At 36.2% G+C, this 21,612-nt stretch carries 20 protein-coding genes and 4 tRNA genes; 1 reads left to right on the top strand and 23 read right to left on the bottom strand.

Annotated features, from left to right (window positions below; translation table 11 throughout):
- Positions 1-12: 12 nt before the first annotated feature.
- On the bottom strand, positions 13-1,458 hold the full coding sequence (locus ACX5JI_RS20095; RefSeq protein ID WP_459502804.1) for a DEAD/DEAH box helicase: 1,446 nt from the start codon (positions 1,456-1,458) through the stop codon (positions 13-15).
- 451 nt (positions 1,459-1,909) lie between these two features.
- On the opposite strand from ACX5JI_RS20095, the gene guaC reads away from it, so the two are divergent.
- The gene (guaC, locus tag ACX5JI_RS20090) at positions 1,910-2,893 is read left to right on the top strand and encodes a GMP reductase (RefSeq protein ID WP_459502803.1); all 984 of its coding nucleotides are present in this window, start codon (positions 1,910-1,912) and stop codon (positions 2,891-2,893) included.
- 99 nt (positions 2,894-2,992) lie between these two features.
- Here guaC and ACX5JI_RS20085 read toward each other — a convergent pair whose 3' ends face one another.
- From ACX5JI_RS20085 to ychF, 22 genes are all read right to left on the bottom strand, one after another.
- Entirely contained in the window at positions 2,993-3,871 is an 879-nt protein-coding gene (locus ACX5JI_RS20085) for a radical SAM/SPASM domain-containing protein (protein WP_459502802.1), read from the bottom strand.
- A 358-nt stretch (positions 3,872-4,229) separates the two neighbouring features.
- Positions 4,230-4,709 carry a 23S rRNA (pseudouridine(1915)-N(3))-methyltransferase RlmH gene (gene rlmH, locus ACX5JI_RS20080; RefSeq protein WP_459502801.1) on the bottom strand — a complete coding sequence of 160 codons (480 nt, stop codon included), beginning with the start codon at positions 4,707-4,709 and terminating at the stop codon, positions 4,230-4,232.
- Between the two features lie 59 nt (positions 4,710-4,768).
- A complete protein-coding gene (locus ACX5JI_RS20075) occupies positions 4,769-4,954 on the bottom strand; it encodes a CxxH/CxxC protein (RefSeq protein ID WP_459502800.1) in 186 nt (61 codons plus the stop codon).
- Between the two features lie 56 nt (positions 4,955-5,010).
- Positions 5,011-6,195, bottom strand: coding sequence for a S1C family serine protease (locus ACX5JI_RS20070; RefSeq protein WP_459502799.1), 1,185 nt, complete (start codon positions 6,193-6,195; stop codon positions 5,011-5,013).
- Positions 6,196-6,258: 63 nt separating this feature from the next.
- The gene (yycJ, locus tag ACX5JI_RS20065) at positions 6,259-7,053 is read right to left on the bottom strand and encodes an exodeoxyribonuclease YycJ (protein WP_459502798.1); all 795 of its coding nucleotides are present in this window, start codon (positions 7,051-7,053) and stop codon (positions 6,259-6,261) included.
- Positions 7,054-7,059: 6 nt separating this feature from the next.
- Entirely contained in the window at positions 7,060-7,875 is an 816-nt protein-coding gene (locus ACX5JI_RS20060) for a two-component system regulatory protein YycI (protein ID WP_459502797.1), read from the bottom strand.
- Positions 7,856-9,202, bottom strand: a complete 1,347-nt coding sequence (locus ACX5JI_RS20055; RefSeq protein ID WP_459502796.1) for a YycH family regulatory protein — start codon at positions 9,200-9,202, stop codon at positions 7,856-7,858. Before ACX5JI_RS20055 ends, ACX5JI_RS20060 begins: the two co-directional genes overlap by 20 nt.
- The gene (gene walK, locus ACX5JI_RS20050) at positions 9,199-11,034 is read right to left on the bottom strand and encodes a cell wall metabolism sensor histidine kinase WalK (protein WP_459502795.1); all 1,836 of its coding nucleotides are present in this window, start codon (positions 11,032-11,034) and stop codon (positions 9,199-9,201) included. The genes ACX5JI_RS20055 and walK overlap by 4 nt, the downstream gene beginning before the upstream one ends.
- A 3-nt stretch (positions 11,035-11,037) precedes the next feature.
- Entirely contained in the window at positions 11,038-11,745 is a 708-nt protein-coding gene (gene walR / locus ACX5JI_RS20045) for a cell wall metabolism DNA-binding response regulator WalR (RefSeq protein WP_459502794.1), read from the bottom strand.
- 285 nt (positions 11,746-12,030) lie between these two features.
- Positions 12,031-12,103: transfer RNA gene (locus ACX5JI_RS20040), tRNA-Phe, on the bottom strand.
- A 42-nt stretch (positions 12,104-12,145) separates the two neighbouring features.
- Positions 12,146-12,221, bottom strand: a tRNA-Asp gene (locus ACX5JI_RS20035).
- Between the two features lie 18 nt (positions 12,222-12,239).
- Positions 12,240-12,311: transfer RNA gene (locus ACX5JI_RS20030), tRNA-Glu, on the bottom strand.
- A gap of 13 nt (positions 12,312-12,324) precedes the next feature.
- Positions 12,325-12,400 (bottom strand) — tRNA-Lys (locus ACX5JI_RS20025).
- A 153-nt stretch (positions 12,401-12,553) separates the two neighbouring features.
- Positions 12,554-13,843, bottom strand: a complete 1,290-nt coding sequence (locus ACX5JI_RS20020) for an adenylosuccinate synthase (RefSeq protein ID WP_459502793.1) — start codon at positions 13,841-13,843, stop codon at positions 12,554-12,556.
- 215 nt (positions 13,844-14,058) lie between these two features.
- Positions 14,059-15,420 carry a replicative DNA helicase gene (gene dnaB / locus ACX5JI_RS20015; protein ID WP_459502792.1) on the bottom strand — a complete coding sequence of 454 codons (1,362 nt, stop codon included), beginning with the start codon at positions 15,418-15,420 and terminating at the stop codon, positions 14,059-14,061.
- A gap of 27 nt (positions 15,421-15,447) precedes the next feature.
- Positions 15,448-15,894, bottom strand: coding sequence for a 50S ribosomal protein L9 (gene rplI, locus ACX5JI_RS20010; RefSeq protein ID WP_459502791.1), 447 nt, complete (start codon positions 15,892-15,894; stop codon positions 15,448-15,450).
- Complete coding sequence (locus ACX5JI_RS20005; RefSeq protein ID WP_459502790.1) at positions 15,891-17,864, bottom strand: DHH family phosphoesterase; 1,974 nt, start codon at positions 17,862-17,864, stop codon at positions 15,891-15,893. Before ACX5JI_RS20005 ends, rplI begins: the two co-directional genes overlap by 4 nt.
- Positions 17,865-17,982: 118 nt before the next feature.
- The gene (locus ACX5JI_RS20000; RefSeq protein WP_459502789.1) at positions 17,983-18,921 is read right to left on the bottom strand and encodes a YybS family protein; all 939 of its coding nucleotides are present in this window, start codon (positions 18,919-18,921) and stop codon (positions 17,983-17,985) included.
- Positions 18,922-19,000: 79 nt separating this feature from the next.
- Complete coding sequence (rpsR, locus tag ACX5JI_RS19995) at positions 19,001-19,237, bottom strand: 30S ribosomal protein S18 (RefSeq protein WP_020059677.1); 237 nt, start codon at positions 19,235-19,237, stop codon at positions 19,001-19,003.
- A 44-nt stretch (positions 19,238-19,281) separates the two neighbouring features.
- Positions 19,282-19,803, bottom strand: a complete 522-nt coding sequence (gene ssb / locus ACX5JI_RS19990) for a single-stranded DNA-binding protein (protein WP_459502788.1) — start codon at positions 19,801-19,803, stop codon at positions 19,282-19,284.
- 27 nt (positions 19,804-19,830) lie between these two features.
- Complete coding sequence (gene rpsF / locus ACX5JI_RS19985; RefSeq protein WP_459502787.1) at positions 19,831-20,121, bottom strand: 30S ribosomal protein S6; 291 nt, start codon at positions 20,119-20,121, stop codon at positions 19,831-19,833.
- 341 nt (positions 20,122-20,462) lie between these two features.
- Positions 20,463-21,563, bottom strand: coding sequence for a redox-regulated ATPase YchF (gene ychF, locus ACX5JI_RS19980; protein WP_459502786.1), 1,101 nt, complete (start codon positions 21,561-21,563; stop codon positions 20,463-20,465).
- Positions 21,564-21,612 lie beyond the last annotated feature (49 nt).

The raw sequence follows: 21,612 nt of genomic DNA, 5'->3' as shown, positions 1-21,612 counted from the left end.
TGGATCGTTTTTTTATTTAATCGCTTCGTGAACCTTTAGCTGCTTACCTTTGATCGTCGTATTTTTCATTACTTTTAAAACAAGTGGACCTTTTCCATTTAATATATCAACATAAGAAACGTTATCTTGTATTGTGATAATCCCTATATCATCTGCTGTGACACCCGGAATTTTGGCAATTGTACCAACAAAATCTACCGCTCTGATTTTCTTTTTCTTCCCACCATTAAAGTACAACTTCATAATTCCCTTATTTAATCCCGCACTTTTGTCTTTCTTTATAATTGGTTTCGCATTTATTTTTTCCTGAAATGCTACCTTATCATTTGCTACATCCTCTTTTGACGGAGCTTCCATTTGTGGAATTGTAAAACCAATATATTCTTCAATCTCTGCTAAGAATCTATCTTCATACGGTGTTACAAATGTAATTGCTTTTCCGCTATTACCAGCACGTCCCGTTCTCCCAGTCCGGTGTACATAGCTTTCTTTTTCTAATGGAATATCGTAATTGATAACGTGGGTAATATTCTCAATATCAATTCCTCTTGCCGCTACATCCGTCGCGACTAAGTAGCGAAATTCCCCTCTTTTAAAGTCATTCATCACTGCAAAACGATCTTCTTGCACCATACCGCCATGAAGTTTGTCACAAGGGTAGCCAGATCTTTTTAGCTGCCTAAATACATGGTCTACATTTTCTTGTGTACGGCAAAAAATAATACAGCTATCCGGATTTTCAACAGTTGTAATATCTTTAAGAAGCGAAAATTTCTCTTCTTCTCTTACTTCTAGCAAATTATGCTCAATTTTATCTGTCGTAATGCCCGATGCTTTAATCTCGATGTTAATTGGGGATTTCATATATGTGCGAGACAAATTTTCAACATCCTCTGGTAATGTCGCAGAAAATAGCATCGTCATTCGATTTGTAGGTAGCTCATCAATAATCGCTTCTACTTGATCAATAAATCCCATATTTAACATTTCATCTGCTTCATCAATCACTAAATACTTCAAACACTCTAAAGAAAGAGTCCCTTTTTCAATATGATCTAGCACACGTCCCGGAGTTCCGACAACGATATGCGTTTTTTGTTTTAATTCTAATTTTTGACGCGCAAATGGGGATTTCCCGTAAACCGCAGTCGCTTTAATACGTTTAAACCTTCCTATATTCGTAATATCCTCTTTTACCTGCGCAGCAAGTTCCCTAGTTGGTGTAAGGATTAATGCTTGTGGCTTATTTTCTTCCCATTCAACCATTTCACAAAGCGGGATACCAAAAGAAGCTGTCTTTCCGCTTCCTGTTTGTGATTTCACAACAAGATCTTTCTTTTTTAGTGCGACTGGAATAACTCTCTCTTGTACTTCTGTTGGCTTTTCATATTGCAAGCTAGTAAGTGCTCTTACGATTTCCTTACTTAATGCATAATTTTTAAAACTTTTTTCACTCATGTACTAACCTCATTTTGTTATATATTCTTTTATTTATCCCGCATTAACAATTTTAATAATTCTTCGCTAATGAGCGATATCACTTTATTTTTACCATCGTATAAGTTTATTTCACCATATTTTATTATACTGGAACCTACCTCTAAATCGGGATTAATTCCAAATAAAAAAGCAGTCATATCATTAAGATTTTCCTTTCTAAATTATATAGTGACATATTATTTTAAAATTACTAGTTGAACATTTATAACTAACACTCAAAAAAACGAATATTCTCCGAAATAATACATGTAAAATTCGTCATTAAAGCAATAAAAATCGATTCTCACACCAATTTTCGATAAATATGTATTAAAATCTTTGACTTATTAAAAAAAATGATGTACATTACCAATTGGACGAACAAATTTATATAAAATTTTTAAATCATTCGTATTTAGGGGTGTAAGTAATGGAAAATGTATTTGACTATGAAGATATTCAATTAATTCCTGCAAAATGTATAGTAAATAGTCGTTCTGAGTGTAATACAAGTGTAACTTTAGGAAAACATATATTTAAATTACCTGTCGTACCTGCAAATATGCAAACAATTATCGATGAGAAAATTGCTGTATATTTAGCAGAAAATAATTATTTCTATATCATGCATCGCTTTGAACCAGAAAAACGTATCTCTTTCATTAAAGATATGCATTCCCGTGGATTAATCGCCTCTATTAGTGTTGGTGTAAAAGAAGAAGAATATGAATTTGTGCAACAATTAGCTACTGAACAACTTTCTCCTGAATATATTACGATAGATATCGCACATGGTCATTCCAACGCAGTGATCAAAATGATTCAACACATAAAGCAACATTTACCTGAAAGCTTTGTTATTGCAGGGAACGTGGGAACTCCAGAAGCAGTTAGAGAATTAGAAAACGCTGGTGCTGATGCAACAAAAGTAGGTATCGGGCCTGGTAAAGTATGTATTACAAAAATAAAAACAGGTTTCGGAACTGGCGGCTGGCAATTAGCTGCACTACGTTGGTGCGCGAAAGCTGCTAGCAAACCAATTATTGCTGATGGCGGTATTCGTACTCATGGTGATGTAGCTAAGTCGATTCGATTTGGCGCGACTATGGTTATGATTGGTTCATTATTTGCCGGCCATGAGGAGTCTCCAGGTGAAACAACCGAAAGAGATGGCAAGCTTTACAAAGAATACTTTGGTTCAGCTTCTGAATTCCAAAAAGGTGAAAAGAAAAATGTAGAAGGCAAAAAAATGTTTGTCGAGCATAAAGGATCTTTAGAAGATACATTAATCGAAATGGAACAAGATCTTCAGTCCTCTATTTCTTATGCTGGTGGAACGAAATTAGATGCCATTCGTACTGTAGATTATGTTGTCGTAAAAAATTCAATCTTTAATGGTGATAAAGTATACTAAGATTGATTTACCCTTTATATGAAAGAAACATGCATTAATATAACAAAAATGAGACCCCATGAGAATGTATGTACCATTCTTACTATGAGGTCTCATTTCTTATTTCCCAAATCTTTTACGATACCCACATTTTCTACATAATTCCTCAACAGCTACTCTTCGTGAAAATCCATCTACAAGATTTTCGGCTCTTTCGCCTTCGATAATTTCAGAAAATGAAGCATCATTAATATTTCCAAGATCAATAATGCCCTCACCATCTAAGCAACAAGGGATAACAGTTCCATTTGCTAAAATACCAGCTTGATTTCGCAAACCATAGCAGAATCCTTTCCCATCATCCTCTTCTTCATGTAACGCTGGCCATTGAAATTCGTAATCTTGATTGATGAAGATACGCTCCGCAATTTTCACGCCACTTCCTGGTGTAACCTGCTCTTCAATTTTGTATGGTAAATCAAATTCTTTCTCAATAATCTCTAATAACTGCCTGTTTCGTTGTATTTCTACGTTTGTTTTATTATCTTGTGTAAGATTCCATAGTCGTAGTGAAACAATTAATTCGGATTGGCTCGTTGCTTCTTTAATGAAAGAAAGTATGCTTCTTACATATCCTTCTCTATCTTCAGATCCTGGGTGACCATCAAAACTATGCAGGGAAAAGTTCATCTGTCTTAGCGCAGGTTTATTTAATAATTTTTCCCTCTTTTTATTAATTAAAGTTCCATTGGTCGTAATGTTAACTTTAAACCCCTTTTCATGACTTAAGTCTAGTAATTGATCTATTTTAGGATGAAGTAATGGTTCACCTTTTACATGTAAATAAATGTAGTCTGTGTGAGGTTTAATTTGATCCAATCTCTTAGAAAATTCCTCTACAGAAAGAAATTGCTTCTGTCGTTCTGTTGGTGGACAAAAACTACATGCAAGATTACATACACTCGTAACCTCTAAGTAAAACTTCTTAAACTTTTTCAATCTTAATTCCCCACTTCTTTGACTACTTAGAACAAAATGAAATATTGTTCTATCGATAGTACAATATAATTTTTTATAAATAGAAACATCCTTATTCAAGAAAACTAATTTTACTATTTTCTTCATTTGGAAGAATACGGTTTTATATCTTATTTCATTTTCACCAATGGTTTCTCCACTTATTATGCGCTATTAAGAAGACCATCGGATAGTTGCCCAATGGTCTTCTTAATGGTAATAAATAATTATATAAGCTTTTTAATCAAGGTGATTCTTCCCTATATTAAATCCCTGTAATTGTTACGATCAACTTACAAGGTATTCCATCTCATATGGTATTTCACCTTAAAGATTCGCTTTATTTATGATACGGTTCACCACGATTAATCCGAAAAGCACGATAAATTTGCTCTAAAAGTACTAATCTCATCAACTGATGCGGCAATGTCATTTTCGAGAATGAAAGTGATTCGTTAGAGCGCTTCATCACTTCCGAACTAAGCCCTAGTGATCCCCCAATAACAAATGCTATTTTACTTTTTCCATACGTAGCAAGACGATCCAATCCCTCAGCAAATTCTTCTGATGACTTTTGCTTTCCTTCAATTGCTAATGCAATAACGTGCGTATCATCTGAAATTTTATCCAGTATACGCACTCCTTCTTTTTCCTTTACAATTAACATTTCTGCTTCACTTAAGTTTTCCGGTGCTTTTTCATCTGGCAATTCAATTACTTCTACTTTTGCATACGCAGAAAGTCGTTTTAAGTATTCTGCAATACCTTGTTTTAAATATTTTTCTTTTAATTTTCCGATTGAAATAATCGAGATATTCACACGTACTCCCCACCTTACAAACATGTTATCCACAAAACTTATCCACATATCCACATGCATTACCCACATATTGTGTGGGAATCTGTGTTCGATACAACATATGTCGCCTTGTTTTGACAAAATTCACATGTTTTTTGTTCGTTTTCTAAGTTATCCACACTGTTGATAACCGGCGCCACTTCACATTCATCCACAATAATATCCAATGCTAATTCTACATGTTCTAAACAACAAGGTAGTTCCATATTTTTTCACCTCACTATTCCACAATAGAAAACAGGAGGACCGCCCTCCTGTTTTCTCAATAATTTTGACTGCCTAATTTCACCGTTGTTGTTGCTCGTTTTGTACCACGATAAAACGTCAAAGTCATTTTATCATCAATCTTTTTATTATATAATACCGTTCGGAATTCGATAATATCATGTATTGGCTTTCCATCAATATCCACAATTACGTCATGTTCCCTAAGTCCTGCATCTGCACCCGGTGATGGGCTCTTTACATCTAAGATACAAACACCATTTGCTACACTACCTGGTAAATGCAACGTTTCAGACCAGTAATAATTCGGAATTTCATTTAAAGACCTAAGTTCAACTCCTACATAAGGCCGCCTTACTTTCCCGTATTTTTCAAGCTCATTCATCACAGGAACCGCCCTTGTAACCGGGATAGCAAGTCCAATTCCCTCTACCTCTTTCGCAGCAATTTTCATTGAGTTGATGCCAATTAGTTTACCGGCTGCATTTACAAGTGCGCCGCCACTATTCCCTGGGTTAATGGCTGCATCAGTTTGCAAAACTTCTACTTGCCAATCATAATGCCCATCTTGGTCTAAGTCTACAGGAACAATTCTCTCATTTGCGGAAATAATCCCTTGTGTTACCGTTCCAGAAAACTGTAATCCAAGTGGATTTCCAATTGCAATTACTGCTTCTCCGCGGCGGACTGTATTAGAATCACCTATCTCAATGACTTTCTTTACAAGTTTACTGTCTATTTCTAAAACAGCTAAGTCTGTAACGACATCACTACCTAATACTTTACCAGAAACTTTTTTACCATCGCTTAAGCTCACTTCAATACGATTCGCCCCTGCAACAACATGATGATTTGTTACAATGTAAGCATGACCGTTTGTTTTCTTATAAATAACACCTGATCCTGTTCCGGCTTCCGCATCTGCTTCTGAAAAATTATCACGTTGAATATTAATCACACCAACAACAGCCTCCGATGCACGATCAACAGCATCTACAAAACCAGAATGAGGCGCTATTTGTGATTGCTTTACTACCACATTTTCTCCACTTGCCTCAGCCTGCTGTAAGGAACTCGTCTCAGATTCAGAAAATAAAGGGGCTCCAAATGCAAATAATGAAGCCCCTACAATTGTTCCCGCTATACTAGAAATGACAATACCTTTGTGCTTCTTTTTATTTGTTCGCTTCATACGAAATTCTTCTTCATCAATAAAGGACATATTTGTTCACCAATCCTTCCGAAAACAACTATATTCTCCTTTATTGTTTACTAAAATCAAGAATTATACGTATTGAATTTTCGTTGGTGCCTTCGGATCAGTATCATGTATCTCAAAAGCTTCTCCAACCGCTAAACCCTTTTCTTCTAGCACCTGTGAAACAGACATACGTGCTAGTTCTTTCATATTATTATCTAAACTCAAATGCGCTAAATAAATGTGTTTCGTCTCATCTGTGATAACATCTGTCATCGCAAGTGCGGCATCTTCATTGGAAACGTGACCCACATCACTTAAAATACGCCGTTTTATACTCCACGGATAGCGTCCCATACGAAGCATTTCCACATCATGGTTACTTTCAAACACAAATGCATTTGCTCCTTTAATGATACCTTTCATCCGATCACTCACATAACCTGTATCTGTAATGAGAGCCAGTTTCCTATTATCATGATGAAATGCATAAAACATTGGCTCTGCTGCGTCATGAGAAACCCCAAATGACTCCACTTCAATATCTCCAAATGTTTTCACATCACCAATTGAGAAAACAAATTTTTGGTCAGTTGGAATGTTACCAATTAAATGCTCCATAGCGCTCCACGTTTTTTCATTTGCGTACACGGGTAATTGATATTTACGTGCTAAAACGCCGAGACCTTTAATATGATCACTATGCTCGTGTGTAACAAGAATACCTGATATATCTTGAATATTTAATTCAGCTTGCTTAAATAAAGCTTCTGTCGCTTTTCCGCTCAAGCCGGCATCAACGAGCAATTTTTGTTTCTCAGTCCCTACATATAGCGCATTTCCTGTACTGCCGCTTGCAAGTACACTAAAATGCAAACTCATTTCTGCTCACTCCATTATTTTTTCATTTTCCTTTTCTTCCCCTAATTTCATAACTTGTCCTTCAATAGCATTTACAAAATAATCTACTTTTCGATCTGTTTTTAAATTCCATGTCGGAGCAAGCACTTGTATATTAGAGGCAGACGATGCAACAAGAGTTGCATATCCAATTTGCGCTTCTTTAAAATGCGTATTTTGTTTTATTTCATTTTTAAAGTATAAATTTTCTAAAGCTGTTTGAGCTGTAATAATTTCTTGCTCTTTTGCTTTTTCATTCTCGCCCATCTCTTTTAAATCGGTTAACATTGTTTGTTTATACGAAACAAACTCACCTTTCTCATTCACATCCACAACAATCATCCCATGATCATTATAAAAAATAGGCTGATCCTTATATTTTTGGAAGAAATAAATTTTCGTTGCATCTGCTTTACCAAACTCATATTTCTGACCATCTAGCACATAATTTTTCAAAAACTCACTATATTTATCTTTAGAAAGCGTCTTTGTGTTTAACAATGGTTCTTTTAATTTACCTACAATTGTATTTGAATCTTGTAATATAGCTGTTTGGTTTTTTAAGGAACGAATATCCTCTTCCTTAAACGTCTTATTTTTCGCTGTAATAAAGGAATATTTCTTTGGTTCTTTTGGTAAATCACCAATGGTAATTTTATCATCCTTTAACTGCTGTTCAACTTTTGTTTCTGTCATAAGCTCTAATTGGTTACTATCTTGTTTTTGAATGAATTGAAATACGAGAAAGAGGTCTAAAATAAAAAAGGTAATAATAAATATCGTTTTAATCCGATTCCAGTCCAACCAACTCTCCCTCCTTCTCTCCATTCCACTCATATACTTGACCATCTTCACCATACATTACATACCAAATCGGCTTTAAGTTTCCATTTGTAACTTGTCCGTTCGATGAATCTGACCCAATTTCTGGTACTAATTTATAACCGATTCCAATATGTTGAATCAACTTTCTATCTACATTTGGATTTTTTTCTAATGATGTAATCACTGTCCATCCAGGTGGAAGCACTGTTTTTTCTCCCTCAGCTTTACCAATTAACAATCTAAATAATGGACGTCTATAACTAATTAATTCTTCTGATCCCCATACTTGCTTCAATTCAGTCATTCCGCCCTGATTAAATACTGGTAAATCTTCTTCATACAATCGAAATTTAGTAGTACCCTTAGAATTTATATAATCAAATCGATACGCATCAGTTAATCCACTATGACTATTAACAAATTCAAAGCTCCGCTGCATAAGAAGAGATCCATACATACGTGCACCACCGGCTACAGATGAATTCGTATACTCTAACATTCGATTCTGTTTGTTTATTTGCATAAGACGAATTCCATCCGTATACGTCTCTTCTGTTTCATTAGAAATCGGTTGCACATAACGTGGATCACTAAATAGCGCATTCTTGAATGATTCTACGGCCAATTCCGTCGTAATATATAATAAATTTTGCATTTCTGTTGGTCCATCTGGTAAAAATATTGTTTTCGTATCATTTACCGAATACGAAAAATACGGTCTTGCTAAAGCTAAAAATTGATTTTGGGCATTTACAATATCCTTTAAATTCACACCCGTTAATGTCATTTTATATACTTTGCGACTATTATAAGAAACAAAATTCACATCAATATTTTGATCACGACTTTTAGAAGGATCGATAATGATACGATCAAAATTCAGCATATCTAATTTCTTATCTTTAATTGTTAATACGCCTCTAATCGCATCTAATGGAATCTCTGTTGGGAACACAATTTCAATCTTACCTTCCCCATGCACATAAGAGAGGAAATCACTTTTAGAAATAGTGTTCGTGATATCCTTAAAATCATGTAATTCCCCTCTTTGGATTATTGTATATAACAAGTTAATATTATCTTGCTTTTCACTTACCAAATGCTTCTTATCCTTATGAATAATCATTGAGGATGGGACGATTATATTTGAAACATCTTGTTTTAGCGCATCTGCATTCCCTTGAACAATTTTAGGACTTTGCATCGAATTGGAATCTGGTACATATGTCCATAAATTAAAAGTAAGAAACAGACTGATGACAACTAAATTAATGAGAACAATGGTTTTAAAGTTTTCCATGTTCATTCCCAATCATCCTCATCTTCCTTCGCCATCGGAAGAGTGAAGTAAATGGTTGTCCCTTTCCCTTCTTCACTTTTTGCCCAAATAGAGCCACCATGGGCCTCAATCATTTCCTTAGCGATCGCTAAACCTAATCCTGTTCCACCCATCTGTCTTGAACGTGCCTTATCGACACGATAAAAACGTTCAAAAACCTTATCGACATTTTCTTTTGGAATCCCCATCCCTTGGTCACTTACACTAATTTCTAACATATCTTCTCGATCACGCAGGCGATATGTTACTGTTCCACCTTCAGGAGAATATTTTAAAGCATTCGAAATAATGTTATATAACACTTGTGTAATTTTATCAGCATCCATATCAATAAATCGAGATCTCTTAGAGAACGAACGTTTAAAGATTACATTTTGTTCTTTCGACATTTCAAAACGATCAATAACATTATTAAAGAACTCCGTAAAGTCTACCCATTCTTTCATTAAACGATGTTCTGTACTATCTAATTTAGATAGCTGTAACAACGCATTCACAAGTCGAATCATTCTTTCTGTTTCTTCTTGTGTCACCGTTAAAAATTGTGGTGCAATATTCGGATCTTGCCATGCACCATCACTAAGTGCCTCTAAATAGCTGCGCATCGTTGTTAATGGTGTCCGCAGTTCGTGTGATACGTTGGCTACAAACTCACGGCGCTCACGATCAATACGCTCTTGTTCCGTCACATCGTATAATACAGCGATTAAACCATTTGCTTTTCCTGTCTCTTTTTGAATAACAGAAAAACTTGCTCGCAAGATGTACGGTTCATTTCGCGTACTGAAATCTAATAAAACAGAATCCGGCTCTTCATATAAATGATCGAGTGTAAATTCCTCTTGAATGCCTAATACATCTAAAACAGACTGATCTAACGCCGTTTCACGTGAAACGTTTAACATCTTTTCTGCAGGATCATTTAATAAAATAATATCTCCTTTTCGATCAGTGGCTATTACACCATCTGTCATATGAGATAAAACAGATGAAAGTTTACGTCTCTCACTTTCAGTTGAAGAACGCGCTTGTTGTAATTTTTTAGATAAATTATTAAACGCTAGTGCTAATTGACCAATTTCATCATGGCTATTTACTTTTACTTTACGGGAATAATTCCCCTTCGCCATTTCAATTGCTTGTTTTCGCATATCAGAAATCGGCCTTGTAATTGTTTGAGCTAACAAAATCCCTAAAACTGCCGTTACTAATAAGGCTATCACTGTTCCGGTCGCAAAGATTTGATTGATGTCCTTCATCTGCTTATAAACATCTTCCATGGAAGCAACAATATGAATGACACCAATTATTTTCCCCTTCTCGCCTTCGATTGGAGTAGCCATAACTTGAACACGATGACCCGTACTTCCCTCTTTCTCAATCTTTCCTTCAGCCTTTTTTTGTACAAGAGCTCTTTGTACTGTTATGTCTGTTATCGTTTTACCTATCATACCTTGCTTAGATTGATTAGATATTGCTAATAGACGCCTGTTTGGGTCAATAACCTTTACTTCTTGAATATTCGTTTTACGGTCTGAGGCAAATTCAGTGATTGATGTTTTAAGTGCATCCTCTAAAGTTGGATCCCCTTTCTCACGCTCCTTTGCAAACTCTTGCTTCAAATTATAAGACAATAAATTGGTTTGCTGCGTTAATGAATCCTTAAAACTTTGTACAAGACTTTTCTCCAATTCACGAACAAAATATACACCAATAACCTGCATTGCTATCAAAATTAATAACATGTATATGAGCACAAATTTTAAATGAATCGATTGAAAAAAACCAACTTTCTTCATATACTATTCCTGCTCTGGATCACGCAAGTAATACCCTACTCCACGTCTTGTTACAATTAAAGTTGGGTGACTTGGGTTATCTTCAATTTTTTCACGTAAACGACGTACTGTCACATCTACTGTACGTACATCTCCAAAATAATCGTATCCCCAAACTGTTTGTAGTAAATGTTCACGTGTCATAACTTGTCCTAAATGCTTCGCTAAATAATGAAGTAATTCAAATTCACGATGCGTAAGTTCTATGCTTTCATCTCTTTTTGTTACACTATACGCATTTGGATTAATTACAATTGGTCCGATAACCATTTCTGTATTCTCTTCTTTTTCAGCTGAACCGCCTTGTTGATGACGACGTAAGTTTGCTTTGACACGTGCCAACAATTCACGCGTACTAAATGGTTTTGTTACGTAATCATCTGCACCAAGTTCTAATCCTAACACTTTATCGATTTCAGAGTCTTTTGCAGTTAGCATAATGATTGGCATTTCGGAACTTTTTCGTATTTCACGACAAACTTCTAGCCCATCTTTCCCTGGTAACATAATATCCAATAAAACCATATCTGGTTGTTCTTCGTTTGCCTTTTCAATGGCTTCATCACCATCATGTGCCATCACAATTTCAAAACCTTCTTTTTCTAAGTTAAATTTTAAAATATCCGCAATCGGCTTCTCATCATCAACGACCAAGATTTTTTTTCCCATCATTGTTTCGTTCCTCCTAATAAAAATATCATTATTCATCCTCAAACATACATAGTCTTTTACATCACATATATCTATACAACTTTATCCTTTGTTTGAGTGTCTTATCCTCTATTCTCATAGAATCCTTTGTGCTCCACTTATACATGGAACACGATATAATCTACAGAAAAACCTCTAGCTTCAACTGCTAGAGGCTTCTCATTCTATTGTAAAATAACTACCCTCATTTGTAAAATTGAACAATATAAAAAGGATATTAAGTGGGCCCACTTAATATCCTGAGAGTGGCTCGGGACGGAATCGAACCGCCGACACGAGGATTTTCAGTCCTCTGCTCTACCGACTGAGCTACCGAGCCAAAACATATATATAAAACCACTAATGGTGGTATAAACAAAAGTGGCGGTCCCGACCGGGGTCGAACCGGCGATCTCCTGCGTGACAGGCAGGCATGTTAACCACTACACCACGGGACCAAAAAATATATATAAACATGACCCGTACGGGATTCGAACCCGTGTTACCGCCGTGAAAGGGCGGTGTCTTAACCACTTGACCAACGGGCCACGAAAAATAAAATGGTGAGCCATGAAGGATTCGAACCTTCGACCCTCTGATTAAAAGTCAGATGCTCTACCAACTGAGCTAATGGCTCATACTCACCAACGTCATATTTTCGTGACGACAAGAGTTATCTTACCACAGTAACTTTTATATTTGCAATACCTTTTTTATATTTTTTTATAAAAGATAAGAAAAAACTCATGATTACATGAGTTTTTTCTTAAATAAATCAACTTTACTTTAATTAACCACCGTATACATTACGAACGATATTTGTTTGATTACGATCTGGGCCAACAGAGAACATAGATAGTTGGATACCTGTTAACTCAGAAACACGCTCCACGTATTTTCTTGCATTTTCAGGAAGCTCATCCAATGATCTTACACCAGTAATATCTTCTGTCCAACCTGGAAGCTCTTCGTATACAGGCTCACATTTCGCTAAAATGTTTAAGTTTGCCGGAACTTCATCTAAAACTTCTCCGTTATATTTGTAAGCAACACAAATTTTAACAGTTGGAATACCTGTTAAAACGTCGATAGAATTTAACGATAGATCTGTTAAACCACTAACACGACGTGCATGTCTTACAACAACGCTATCAAACCAACCTACGCGGCGTGGACGACCAGTTGTCGTTCCATATTCACGACCAACTTCACGAATTTGATGACCAATTTCATCATGAAGTTCAGTAGGGAATGGACCGTCACCAACACGGCTTGTATATGCTTTACATACACCTACTACACGATTCACCTTTGAAGGACCAACACCAGAACCGATTGTTACACCACCAGCAACTGGGTTAGAAGATGTAACGAACGGGTACGTACCGTGGTCAATATCAAGCATAACACCTTGTGCACCTTCAAATAATACACGACGATTGTCATCTAACGCATCATTTAGTACGACAGATGTATCACATACATACTGTGCAATTTGTTGTCCATATTCGAAGTACTCTTCAAAGATTTCTTCTACACTGAAACCTTCTGTATCGTACATTTTTTCAAATAAACGATTTTTCTCTGCTAAACTGCGTTCAAGCTTTTCTTTAAATGCTTCACGATCTAAAAGGTCAGCCATACGAATACCAATACGAGCAGCTTTATCCATGTATGCTGGACCGATACCTTTTTTCGTTGTACCAATTTTGTTATCACCTTTATATTCTTCTTCTAACTCATCTTGTTTTAAGTGATAAGGCAAAATAACGTGCGCACGGTTACTAATGCGTAAATTATCAGTACTTACCCCACGATCGTGTAAATATTTTAATTCAACAAGTAACGCTTTTGGATCTACTACCATACCGTTTCCAATAACACAAACTTTTTCTTTATAGAAAATACCAGATGGAATTAAGTGTAGTTTATACTTAACACCGCCGAAAACAATTGTATGTCCTGCGTTGTTTCCACCTTGATATCTTGCAACTACTTCCGCATGTTCAGAAAGAAAATCAGTAATTTTACCTTTTCCTTCATCGCCCCACTGTGTTCCTACAACTACTACTGAAGACATTATTCAAGCACCTCCGCAATTTTCAAACGAACTTTTCAAACAATATAATTGTACCAAAATGAAAAGAGAAGTCAATTTAAAAACGAACATTTTTTTACCTTTTATCTATTTCGTTCGTAAGAATTATCCATTCATACTATGAAAGCCCTATCTTTTGCATATAAAAAAAGAAACACATCTTATTATAAGAAATGTGTTTCTTTTTTATGCTTCTATTAAGCCGGCGGTGCATGTCCGTCGTCAAAACGTCGCTCTAGGTTTACGAATTTGTTAAATTCCTTCACAAATGCGAGTTCTACGGAACCTACCGGACCATTACGTTGCTTTGCGATAATAATTTCAATCGTATTTTTATTTTCTGTTTCACGGTCGTAGTAATCTTCACGATACAAGAATGCTACAATGTCAGCATCCTGCTCAATACTACCTGATTCACGAATATCAGACATCATCGGACGTTTATCCTGACGAGATTCAACACCACGAGATAACTGTGATAAGGCAATAACGGGTACTTGCAGTTCACGTGCAATTCCTTTTAATGTACGAGAAATTTCAGAGACTTCCTGTTGACGGTTTTCCCCAGATTTCCCACTACCTTGAATCAGTTGTAAGTAATCAATGAGAATCATTCCAAGCCCTTGCTCTTGCTTTAGCCTGCGGCATTTCGCCCGAATCTCACTAACTCGAATCCCTGGCGTATCATCAATATATATTCCAGCATTCGAAAGACTTCCCATTGCCATTGTTAATTTTGCCCAATCATCCGAAGTTAATGAACCAGTACGAAGCCTTTGTGCGTCAATATTTCCTTCTGCACAAAGCATACGCATAACAAGCTGATCGGCACCCATCTCTAAACTAAAAATCGCCACATTTTCATCTGTTTTCGTTGCTACGTTTTGCGCGATATTTAGTGAAAATGCTGTTTTTCCCACTGAAGGACGGGCTGCCACAATAATTAAATCGTTACGCTGAAACCCAGCCGTCATCTTATCTAATTCAGTAAATCCAGTCGGTATTCCCGTAACTTCACCTTTTTGATTATGCAAAAGTTCAATTTTGTCGTAAGCATCTACGAGAACATCCTTAATATTTTGGAATGCTTTTGCATTCGTCTGATGCGATACTTCTAATATTTTTTTCTCCGCTTCATTTAGCAAGCCTTCTACGTCGTCTTCACGTTCATAACCATCTGATACAATGTGAGTTGCAGTTCGAATTAAACGACGCAAAAGTGCTTTCTCTGCAATAATACGTGCATAATACTCTACATTAGCAGCTGTTGGAACAGCTTCTGCTAATTCAGCTAGATAAGAAACACCACCAACTTCTTCTAACAACCCTTGATCAGAAAGTGCTGCTGTTGCAGTAACTAAATCAATCGGTTCGCCTTTATCAGATAACTCGAGCATAGCTCCAAAAATCTTCTGGTGTGCTGTCCGATAGAAAGACTCGGGTAGTAGCAATTCTGAGGCTGAAGTTAAAGCATCTTGATCAAGAAATATAGCCCCTAAAACCGCTTGCTCAGCCTCTATATTATGCGGAGGGGTACGATCAGCAAGTACGTCACTCATACGCAATCCTCCTTGCCTAACTTATTTTTATTGTTCACTAACATGAACTTTTACTGTTGCTGTTACTTGCGGGTGTAATTTCACAGTTACATTTGTATAACCTAATGTACGAATTGCGTCGTCCATTTCAAACTTACGTTTATCAAGCTTAATATTGTGTGCTTTTTGCATTGCATCTACAATTTGTTTACTTGTAATAGAACCAAATAAACGACCACCTTCACCTGATTTAGCCTTTAAGTCTACAGTTAACTTTTCTAAAGTTTCTTTTAGCTTTTTCGCATTTTCTAGCTCATTTGCTGCATCTTTTTCTTCTTTACGTTTTTGTGCCTCTAATGTTTTCATGCTACCATTTGTCGCTTCTGCAGCTAATCCTTGTTTTAATAAGAAGTTATTTGCGTAACCGTCCGGTACGTTTTTTACTTCTCCTTTTTTCCCTTTACCTTTTACATCTTTTAGAAAAATTACTTTCATGATTGTGTTCCTCCCTGTAAATAATCATCAATAACACTTCGAAGTTTTTCTTCCGCGTCATCGATTTTTATATTTTGCATTTGTGTAGCAGCATTTGTTAAATGCCCACCACCACCTAGGTTTTCCATAATTAGTTGCACATTCAATTCACCTAATGAACGCCCACTAATTCCAATGAAATTTTCCCCACGTTTCGCAATGACAAAAGAAGCAATTACTCCTGTCATTGTTAGCAACGTATCAGCTGATTGTGCGATTAATATTTGATCATAATATTCATCACCATCTACTTTTGCAATCGCAATTCCATTTTTATAAATGTAAGCATTTTGAATCACTTTTGCAACTCGTAAATACTGCTTCATATCTTCTTTTAATAATTCTTGTACAAGAACGGTATCCGCTCCATGCGAACGCAGATAAGAAGCTGCATCAAATGTACGGGCACCCGTCCTAAATGTAAAACTTTTTGTATCTACTATAATCCCTGCAAGTAATGCTGTTGCTTCTAACATTGTCATTTTTAAACGCTTTGGTTGATATTCAAGAAGCTCTGTTACAAGCTCAGCTGTCGAAGACGCATATGGCTCCATATATACAAGAAGAGGATCCTCAATAAATTCCTCACCACGGCGATGATGGTCAATTACAACTACGTTTTCGATCTTACGCAGAAGCTTTTCCTCCATCACCATTGAAGGTTTGTGAGTATCAACAACGACAAGCAATGAATCATCCGTTGCAAATTCCATTGCTTGTTGTGGTGTAATAAAGCGAGACCATAATTCCTCATTTTGCTTCACTTTATCCATTAAACGCTTAATACCCTTATCAGAATCATTCTCGTCTAATACAATGTACCCTTCGCGCTCATTTAACTGTGCGACTTTTAAAATTCCAATAGCAGCTCCAATCGCATCCATATCAGGAGCCCGATGCCCCATTATAATAACATTACTGCTCTCTAATACTAAATCTTTTAACGCATGCGAGATAACTCTTGCACGTACACGCGTGCGTTTTTCAACTGGATTTGTTTTACCGCCATAAAATTTCACTTTACCTGTTGCTTGTTTAATCGCAACTTGATCTCCACCTCGTCCTAAAGCAAGGTCCAAACCCGATTGAGCCATAGCCCCAAGCTCTGATAAAGATAAGTCGCCCGATCCTACACCAATACTTAATGTAAGTGGGATATTTCGTTTTGACGTCTCTTCACGTACTTGATCTAAAATTTCAAATTTCCCTTTTTCCATTTGTGTCAAAATACTTTCATTTAACACAACAAAGAAACGTTCCGAAGAAGCTCTTTTTAAATACGCACCATATTTAAGAGCCCATTCATTTAGACGAGATGTTACTAAACTCGTGATGTTCGTACGCAATTGATCATCTAATCCTTGCGTAACTTCGTCATAGTTGTCCAAATAAATAATCGCCAGCACTGTACGCTGATCCTCGTACATCTTTTCAATTTCTGTTTGCTCTGTTACATCAAAGAAGTAAATTAACTTTTCTTCTTTTCTTACAAACACACGAAACTTACGATTATTTAAAGAAACAATATCATCAGCTGTTTCTCCTTTAATAAAGAGAAGTAACGTTTCTGATACATCGTACAAATGCCAGCCCGCTAAAGAATGTTGTCCCAAACATGAAGACAAATAAGGATTTGCCCAATCAATTCCATATTCCTTATTGTATAACAAAATACCAATTGGCATTTGATTAAACGCTTCATTGCTCACTTTCTTTATTCTTGTAATCATTTCCGTCGTATACTTTTCTAAATTTCTCTGAAAGGCCAATTCAAATCGAATTACGAAAAAGAGCACAATACAAAAAATAAAAAAAGCGGCCATTCCCACCATCCAGTGAAAATAACCAAGAATGGTAATAAGCACAAACATAAAGAATGCCAATACGTAAACTGGATATAAAAACCGCTGTTTCTTATAAAATTCAGGCATGTATCCAACTCCTATAAAGTAAAACTAACCTTGTTCAAAATGCATTCATTCTTACTAATGGTTAATTAAACAAGTTAAACTTTCACTACGGATCCCATAATACAAAGGGTTAGTTTACCTATTTTGATTGTATTTTAGAACGTAACGAGAAGCCTAAATCAATTATACCTAAGATTGTTACAAGAGGAAACAAGATAGGGATAATCATTACTAAAACAAAACTAATAATAGGAATTGCCTTCGAATAACCTTTTATATGTGTCCAAAATGCTATACATGAAAAACCTTGAAATGCGAGTAACAAAGAAAAAATAACATACAGATTAGAAAACACCATATCTAAATATGAACCTGATTCCACCTTTATAAATGTGGAAAGCAAAATAAATACAACATAATACCAAACCATACTTTTCGGTAATCTTATATCTCGAAATTTAGGCCATGATACTGCCGTATACTTCAATCTTCTTAAAACATTTTCTGCCACTAATACTGTAATCCAAGAAGAGATAATCGAAACCACTACAAGTAAGCTTGGCAGAAGCACTCGAATCATATCACCAAATTGTTTAAATAAGTCTTTTTGTTCTTTACTAATTGGTTGACCAGCCGCTTTCATTATCTTCTCACTTTGTTCTATTGCATCTTTAAACATACCTTGCATTTCCTTGAGAAAATCTATGTTAAAAAACTTTATACTTACAACATAAATGAGAACATAACTAAATAAATATGCAAGCATACCGACTAGCAATACTTCCACTGGTCTTTTTTCCTTCTTATACATATATCCTAAAGCTATGCCTATTATGCCAGACATACATGTATTCACAAGACTAAGTGGAGAACTAACAATAACGGTAACAAAAAGCGATGCTACTAACAGCATACATGTACTAGAAAATGGGAATCTTACCATAAATAATAGAAATGGTAAGGGTAAAGCAAACATTGCAAAAATCCCTAATAAGGGAACATAAAGAGATAGCAACAGTAATACCGCGTATACGGCTAACATAACTGCGCCCTCTGTAATAATCCTTGTACGTTTCATTTTTCGCCTCTCTTTCCTAAAAGAAAAGTATAGCAAAATGCACAGTAGAGTCTCACTCTACTGTGCATTCCATGCGCTATTATTCACCAACATATGGTAAAAGTGCCATTTGACGAGCACGTTTAATCGCAACTGTTAGTTTACGTTGATATTTCGCGCTAGTTCCTGTTACACGACGAGGTAAAATTTTACCACGTTCAGAAACAAAGCGTTTTAGTAAATCTACATCTTTATAGTCGATACGAGTGATACCGTTAGATGTGAAGAAACACACCTTACGACGTTTCGCACGTCCACCTTTGCGTCCTCCTGCCATGTTCATTTCCCTCCATTCTGTTTTAAAATTACCGATCTATACCATTAAAATGGTAAATCGTCATCCGAAATATCGATCGGTTGACCCACATTTGAAAATGGATCGTCACTCTTCGTAAATCCAGAATTACCTGCATTGCCAGTATTACCTGAATTACTAGATTGACCAAATGGGTTAGAGCCTTGGTTACCGTAACCAGCTCCTGATGGTTGCTGATTGAATGAACCACGTTGCTCCCCACCGCCATTACGCGGCTCTAAAAATTGTACGCTCTCCGCAAGAACTTCTGTTACATATACACGTTTACCATCTTGTCCCTCATAATTACGAGTTTGAAGACGACCATCTACGCCTGCTAAGCTACCTTTTTTCAAATAATTTGCCACGTTTTCTGCTTGTTTACGCCATATTACACAATTAATAAAGTCAGCTTCACGCTCACCTTGTTGATTCGCAAATGCACGATTCACAGCTAACGTGAAAGTAGCTACTGCAACACCATTGGGCGTGTAACGTAAGTCAGGGTCCTTAGTTAAACGACCAACGAGGATAACACGATTCATCAATCGAACCACTCTCCCTATATATCTTAATTATTTTTCTTCTTCTTTAACAACGATGTGACGAAGGATATCTTCATTGATCTTAGCTAAACGATCGAATTCGTTAATCGCTTCTGCGTTAGCATTCACGTTTAAGATCATGTAGAAACCGTCACGTAAGTCGTTGATTTCGTAAGCTAAACGACGCTTACCCCACTCTTTCGTGTTAATGATTTCTGCACCATTGCTAGTTAAAACACCTGCAAAACGCTCAACTAAAGCTTTTTGAGCTTCTTCTTCAACGCCTGGACGAATGATGTACATAATTTCGTACTTTTTCATTACACTTTCACCTCCTTTTGGTCTAAACGGCCCATAATGGGCAAGGAGCAATTAATTATATAGTAATTACTCACGAGTTTAGATTATATCATAGTAAGTTAGATGAATCAACTCACCAATAAATAAAAACTTGGCAAACATATGACATGTCTACCAAGCTTATATATCGATTTTTCCTAGGAAATATAAAGTGAAACTTTAATCAGTGGGGGTTCTTCCCCCCACTGATTATTAGCCCTCACCAATCGGGCTTTTACGAGCAGTTGATCTCCCACCTAACTTCTTTGCATTTGCTGAACTTTAAAGGGGGAGTCTTACTGCCCGCAAATAGCGGGATAAAATTATACATTAAAACGGAAGTGCATAACATCGCCATCTTTTACAATGTATTCTTTTCCTTCTAAACGCACTTTTCCAGCTTCTTTAGCAGCTGTCATAGAACCGTTCTCCATTAAATCGTTGTATGAAACTGTTTCGGCACGAATAAACCCACGCTCAAAGTCTGTATGGATAACCCCAGCGCATTGCGGTGCTTTCATACCTTGCTTAAATGTCCACGCACGTACTTCTTGTACACCAGCTGTGAAATAAGTAGCCAAACCTAATAAATCATATGCAGCACGAATTAACTGATCTAAGCCTGATTCTTCAATACCTAGTTCTTCAAGAAATACCTTTTTCTCTTCCTCGTCTAACTCAGCAATCTCTGATTCAATTTTTGCACATACAACAATAACTTGTGAATTTTCATTTGCTGCAAATTCTTTTACCATCTGCACATATTTATTTTCAGATGGATCCATAATATCATCTTCACTCACATTTGCTACATATAACATTTCTTTCGTTGTTAATAAGTGAAGACCTTTAACAATTTTCATTTGCTCTTCAGTAAATTCAACCGTACGAGCGGGTTTCCCCTCTTCAAAAGCTTCTTTTAAACGTACTAAAATCTCATGTTCATAGACCGCTTCTTTATCTTTTTGTCTTGCTAATTTCGCCACACGTTCAATACGCTTATCAACAGATTCTAAGTCAGCTAAAATCAACTCTAAATTGATTGTTTCAATATCATCAATTGGATCTACTTTTCCTGAAACGTGTGTAATATTTTCATCTTCAAAACAACGAACAACTTGGCAAATTGCATCCACTTGTCGAATGTGAGATAAAAATTTGTTTCCTAACCCTTCACCTTTACTCGCACCTTTTACGATACCTGCGATATCAGTAAATTCGAAAACAGTTGGAACAGTTTTTTTCGGTTCTACTAGTTCTGTTAATTTATTTAAACGCTCATCCGGTACTTCTACAATCCCTACGTTCGGATCAATTGTACAGAATGGATAGTTCGCCGATTCTGCTCCCGCTTGTGTAATTGCATTAAATAATGTTGATTTCCCTACGTTTGGTAAACCAACAATCCCAGCCGTTAATCCCATATTCTTCACTCCTATGTCTCAATCTTCCATCATTATAGATAGTAACGAA

This window comes from Bacillus sp. C1, assembly GCF_054570475.1.
This window is presented reverse-complemented; position numbering and strand designations above follow the sequence as displayed.

Bases quoted from the DNA above. Each gene is read 5' to 3' on its own strand.
- ACX5JI_RS20095 (WP_459502804.1), bottom strand. From the start codon at position 1,458: ATGAGTGAAAAAAGTTTTAAAAATTATGCATTAAGTAAGGAAATCGTA.
- guaC (WP_459502803.1), top strand. From the start codon at position 1,910: ATGGAAAATGTATTTGACTATGAAGATATTCAATTAATTCCTGCAAAA.
- ACX5JI_RS20075 (WP_459502800.1), bottom strand. From the start codon at position 4,954: ATGGAACTACCTTGTTGTTTAGAACATGTAGAATTAGCATTGGATATT.
- ACX5JI_RS20070 (WP_459502799.1), bottom strand. From the start codon at position 6,195: ATGTCCTTTATTGATGAAGAAGAATTTCGTATGAAGCGAACAAATAAA.
- yycJ (WP_459502798.1), bottom strand. From the start codon at position 7,053: ATGAGTTTGCATTTTAGTGTACTTGCAAGCGGCAGTACAGGAAATGCG.
- ACX5JI_RS20055 (WP_459502796.1), bottom strand. From the start codon at position 9,202: ATGAACATGGAAAACTTTAAAACCATTGTTCTCATTAATTTAGTTGTC.
- walK (WP_459502795.1), bottom strand. From the start codon at position 11,034: ATGAAGAAAGTTGGTTTTTTTCAATCGATTCATTTAAAATTTGTGCTC.
- walR (WP_459502794.1), bottom strand. From the start codon at position 11,745: ATGATGGGAAAAAAAATCTTGGTCGTTGATGATGAGAAGCCGATTGCG.
- ACX5JI_RS20020 (WP_459502793.1), bottom strand. From the start codon at position 13,843: ATGTCTTCAGTAGTAGTTGTAGGAACACAGTGGGGCGATGAAGGAAAA.
- dnaB (WP_459502792.1), bottom strand. From the start codon at position 15,420: ATGAGTGACGTACTTGCTGATCGTACCCCTCCGCATAATATAGAGGCT.
- rplI (WP_459502791.1), bottom strand. From the start codon at position 15,894: ATGAAAGTAATTTTTCTAAAAGATGTAAAAGGTAAAGGGAAAAAAGGA.
- ACX5JI_RS20005 (WP_459502790.1), bottom strand. From the start codon at position 17,864: ATGCCTGAATTTTATAAGAAACAGCGGTTTTTATATCCAGTTTACGTA.
- ACX5JI_RS20000 (WP_459502789.1), bottom strand. From the start codon at position 18,921: ATGAAACGTACAAGGATTATTACAGAGGGCGCAGTTATGTTAGCCGTA.
- rpsR (WP_020059677.1), bottom strand. From the start codon at position 19,237: ATGGCAGGAGGACGCAAAGGTGGACGTGCGAAACGTCGTAAGGTGTGT.
- rpsF (WP_459502787.1), bottom strand. From the start codon at position 20,121: ATGAAAAAGTACGAAATTATGTACATCATTCGTCCAGGCGTTGAAGAA.
- ychF (WP_459502786.1), bottom strand. From the start codon at position 21,563: ATGGGATTAACGGCTGGGATTGTTGGTTTACCAAACGTAGGGAAATCA.